The 4,514-nt window shown below is 62.4% G+C and carries 4 protein-coding genes and 1 pseudogene; 1 reads left to right on the forward strand and 4 read right to left on the reverse strand.

Features of this window, described 5'->3' with window-relative positions:
- The 4 genes and pseudogenes from ACYVDE_RS15240 to ACYVDE_RS15255 all read right to left on the reverse strand — a co-directional run.
- Window positions 1–334, reverse strand: a pseudogene (locus ACYVDE_RS15240) (peptidase S8); the annotation flags it as partial.
- A gap of 55 nt (window positions 335–389) precedes the next feature.
- A complete protein-coding gene (locus ACYVDE_RS15245; protein ID WP_460502395.1) occupies window positions 390–1,154 on the reverse strand; it encodes a hypothetical protein in 765 nt (254 codons plus the stop codon).
- 86 nt (window positions 1,155–1,240) lie between these two features.
- Window positions 1,241–2,401 (reverse strand): tRNA 2-thiouridine(34) synthase MnmA, encoded by a 1,161-nt coding sequence (gene mnmA, locus ACYVDE_RS15250; protein ID WP_460502396.1) that lies wholly within the window; start codon window positions 2,399–2,401, stop codon window positions 1,241–1,243.
- Between the two features lie 154 nt (window positions 2,402–2,555).
- Window positions 2,556–3,977: a sugar transferase gene (locus tag ACYVDE_RS15255; RefSeq protein ID WP_460502397.1), complete on the reverse strand. Its 1,422-nt coding sequence runs from the start codon at window positions 3,975–3,977 to the stop codon at window positions 2,556–2,558.
- A gap of 129 nt (window positions 3,978–4,106) precedes the next feature.
- Between ACYVDE_RS15255 and ACYVDE_RS15260 the strand changes: the two genes are divergently transcribed.
- The coding region (locus ACYVDE_RS15260) for a protein-L-isoaspartate O-methyltransferase family protein (RefSeq protein ID WP_460502398.1) at window positions 4,107–4,514 on the forward strand (408 nt) is incomplete at its 3' end.

A 4,514-nucleotide genomic window follows, 5' to 3' on the forward strand; every position in this document is an offset into this window, starting at 1 on the left:
CCCGGGCCAGCGTGGCCGAGTCGCAGCTCACCAGCGCGGCATTGAACCAGCGCGAGGTGTACAGCACCGTAGGCGCCCCGGCCACGGCCCGAATCTGGGCCACGTAAGCCGGGTTCACGGGTAAATCGCGCGGCGCCACCGCAATGCCTTGCCGCGTGCGCCGGGCAATGGCCCGCGCCGACAGAAACGCCTGTGGCTGCGCCACCGAGTACGGCGTGCCGGCCTTGTCGCGGAAATACACTAAGTGGCGGCGCACACTGCCCTGCGCCGCGACCGGTAGCGCTGCCAGGCTCGAAGCCGCCAGCAACACCCCAAACAGAAAACGTGAAATCATATGCAAGTGCAAGTGCAAATCAACAAAAAAAGACCATTAACCAGCCTCAGCGGCGCTACTTCAACTGGTAGTCAATCAGCGTTTCGCGACGGGTGAATGCGCTGGTGTAGGCATTTTTCGGGAAAATCTGGTTGTAGGGCGGCAGGGGGCTGGTGTAGGTGAAGCTAGCCTTATTATCGCGCCGCCGGAACACCGGACCTACGCCCTGCGCATACACCTGCTGGTAACTCACCTGGCGTAGCAGGCTGCTTTCGGCAGCCATGCCGGTATTGGTGGTAGTAATGGTGTTGGCGTAGGTTGCAGCCGGCAGGCCCGTACTGCCCCCTCCGGTCGCAAACGACTGTCCAACGGCACCATACTGCCGGGTTTCGGCCGTAATGGTGTCGTTGTAGTTGTTATTGAAGGCGTTCAGGTTCCAGGAGCGCCCCGCGCGCGGCGGAAAAACCAGCTCAACCGTGCGGGCATTGCCCCGGTTGAGCACAAGCGCGCTACCCGGCGTACTGATGGTGAACACGCTGTCGTCGACCCAGGCATCTGCCGCCGTGGCGCGGCGGGCGCGCACGAGGCGGTAGGATGCCTGGCCGGCGGCATCACTGAAGACGTCGGTGATGGTTTCGCGGAACTGGAACGAAGTGCCCGTAGGCGTGCTGGTGGGGTTAGACATGGTGGCCACGCTCCACACCGAGTCGCGCACGGCGTAGGTCCAGGTGTTGCCCACGGCCAGCGGGTAGTAGCTGCGGCCCAAGTCGGGCACAGCTTCGGTGGTGTTTTTACAGCCCGCCAAGGCCGTTGCCAGCAGCACCCCCGTCAGCAGGGCCACGCGAAGCGGCGCCTGATAACGGCGTGAGACAGAATCAGAAGTACGCATACGGGAAAGTCGTCGGCGACGAAAATGAGCGAAAGTAATTACGCCCCAGGTACGGCGGCGACGGCAAAAGGTACGGGAATTTCGCCGATGACGTGACGCTCAATCCAGCCGCCGCCCAGTACGTCCAGCCCGTCGTAGAACACGGCGGCCTGCCCGGGCGTGATGGCGTGCACGGGCTCCTCGAAATACACCCGGATTTTGCCGTCCACTTCCTCCAGAAACGCGGGGGCACCGTCGTGGTTATAGCGCACTTTTACCACGGCCGGCACCAGGCCGCGGCCGGCCAGGCTGGCTTCCTTACCCATGTTCAGCTTGCCCACGATGGTGGCCGTACTGGCCAGTTCATCGAAATTGCCGAGCACTACCTCGTTGGTATCGGGCCGGATTTCGAGCACGAAGGCCGGGTAGCCCAACGCCACGCCCAGCCCCTTGCGCTGCCCGATGGTGTAGAACGGGTAGCCCTCGTGCTTGCCGATGACGCGGCCGTTTTTGGTCACGAAGTTGCCGCCGGCCACGCGGGCCTCCAGGCCCGGCACGCGGCGGCGCAGGAAGCCGCGGTAGTCGTTGTCGGGGATGAAGCAGATTTCGTAGCTCTCGGGCTTGTTCACCAGCTCGGTGAAGCCGCGCCGGCGGGCTTCGTCGTAAATCTCGGTTTTGCGCATGCCGCCCAGCGGAAACAGCGTGCGGCTCAGGCTTTCCTGGCTCACGCCCCACAGGGCGTAGCTCTGGTCCTTGTTTTCGTCTAGCCCCTTGCTCACCACGAAGCGACCGGTTTCAGCGTCCTTGCGGATGTTGGCGTAGTGGCCCGTAGCAATATACTGGCAGCCGAGTTGGTCGGCGCGGCGCAGCAGGGCATCCCACTTGATGTGGGTGTTGCAGAGCACGCACGGGTTGGGCGTGCGGCCGGCCAGGTATTCGTCGGTGAAGTTATCAATCACAAAATCACCGAATTCGTCGCGAATGTCGATGATATAGTGCGGGAAGCCGAGCGTCACGGCAATGTCGCGGGCATCGTTGATGCTGTCGAGCGAGCAGCAGCCGGTTTCCTTTTTCGAGCCGCCCGCGCTGGCGTAATCCCAGGTTTTCATGGTCATCCCGACTACTTCGTAGCCTTGCTCGTGCAGCAGCACGGCGGCCACGCTGCTATCAATGCCGCCGCTCATCGCGACGAGTACTCTTCCTTTCGATTCAGTATTCATGGTGGTTTGCAATTCACCCGGAGCTTGAAAGGTTCCGGCCGGCACTGCAAAGGTAACGCTGCGCTTAATGAGGAATCGGGAATGAGGAATGAAGAATGGGACTGCCCGCTAATTCTTCATTCCTCATTCCCGATTCCTCATTAAGCCGCAGGCGTTATTTCCCCCGCCCTTCCACAATGATTTTCAACGTGTAGAGCAGCACCCGGAAATCCATGGCCAGGCTCATGTTCTCGATGTAGAGAATGTCGAATTTGAGGCGCTCTACCATCTGGGCTACGGTTTCGGCGTAGCCGTATTTCACCTGGCCCAGCGAAGTGAGGCCGGGGCGCACGCGGTGCAGGTGGCGGTAGTGGGGCGCGATTTTCATAATCTGGTCGATGAAAAACTGGCGCTCGGGGCGCGGGCCCACAATGCTCATGTCACCCTTCAGCACGTTCCAGAACTGCGGCAGTTCGTCGAGGCGCACCTTGCGCATAAAGCGGCCCCAGGGCGTGATGCGCGGGTCGTGGTCGGAGCTGAGTGCCGGGCCGGCCTTCTCCGCATCGACGTACATCGAGCGGAACTTGATGATGCGGAACGGGTGGCCGTTGCGGCCAATGCGCTCCTGCCGGTAGAACACCGGCCCCGGCGACGACAGCTTCACCATCACGGCCGTGAAGGCGTAGACCCAGCAGGCCAGCAGCAGAAATAGCGCCGAGCCCACTACGTCAATCACGCGCTTCAGCACCACCTGCCACACGGGCATCAGGTCTTGCTTGATTTCGATGAGCGGCGTGCCGAATAAGTGGTTGACTTTCACCGAGCCCAGCAGCATCTGGTACAAGTCGGGTAGAATGCTGATGCGGACGGGCGAGCCGTCGAGCAGGGTGAGAATGTCCTGAATGAGCCGGTGCTCGCTGGGTTCAATGGCAATGACGACCTGCTCGATGTGCAGCGCGCGCACCAGAGCCGGCAGGCGCTGGTAGCCAGCCTGCTGCGGCAGCGCGGCGGCCAGGTCCGGGTCGACGCTGTCGCCCACCGGCGTGAAGCCCACCATGCGCAGGCCCAGGTGCTGGCTGGTGCGCTTCAGCTCATGAAAGGTGCTTAATGCCAAGGCATTGGCACCAACCAACAGCGTCGGAAACGAAATGCGGCCCCGGCGAATCTGCCGCTGCACGCTGCTCACCGCGACGGTGCGCAGCACGGCCGAAATCACGAAGTGCAGCAGCAGATAAGCCGTAAAGGTCTTATAGTAAGCGCGGTAGTTGGCCACACCCTGGTCGTCAAGCAGCAGGGTGAAGAAGATAACCACGGCCCCGAGCAACGACACCCGCGCCAGCCGGATAATCTCGGCCAGGCGCGACTTACGGAAGATGTCGCGGTACTCGCCGACCAGCGTGTAGAGCACGGTCCAGAACACGGCAATGACCACGGCCGAGCCCGTAAGGTCGAACAGCGCCCCCTCGGTGAAATGATAGCCGGTCATTTCGTTGAGCAGGTATTTGCGCAACAAATAGAAACACATCCAGGCTATCAGAGCCGCGCCAAAGTCGGCGGCCACAAGCTTGATGTACTGAAATCGGCGAAGAAGCTGCAAAACGGCGGTTTGGGTAGTAATTTTGCGGGCAGTGGCGGCCCCCGGGTGGCGGGCAAAGGTAGGGGCAACGCGGAGTAGTTGGCACCGCCCGACCTGCACTTGGCCCCGCTACGGCCCTGTCTTTCTTGCATGCCCATTTATCCTTCTCCGCTTCAGGACACTTACCGCCACCAAGGGCAGCGCCGCGCCCTGGCCCGCGAGTTGCGCCAGCGCGGCATTGTGGATGAGCGCGTGCTGGCGGCGCTCGAGGCCGTGCCGCGCCACCTGTTCTTCGAGCCGGCCTTCGAGGCCCACGCCTACCAAGATAAAGCTTTCCCGATTGGCGAGGGCCAGACCATTTCGCAGCCCTACACGGTGGCTTTCCAAACCCAGCTGCTGGGCGTGCAGCCCCACCACCGGGTGCTGGAAGTGGGCACCGGCTCGGGCTACCAGTGCGCTGTGCTGCTGCGCCTCACCGCGCACGTCGACAGCATCGAGTACAATGAGGTGCTGTATGCCCGCACCCGCCAGCGCCTGGCCGTGCTGGGCGCCAGCGCG

The organism is Hymenobacter agri (genome assembly GCF_054778495.1).

Excerpts from the sequence above, each read along its gene's own strand:
- mnmA (WP_460502396.1), bottom strand. The coding sequence starts at position 2,401 with ATGAATACTGAATCGAAAGGAAGAGTACTCGTCGCGATGAGCGGCGGC.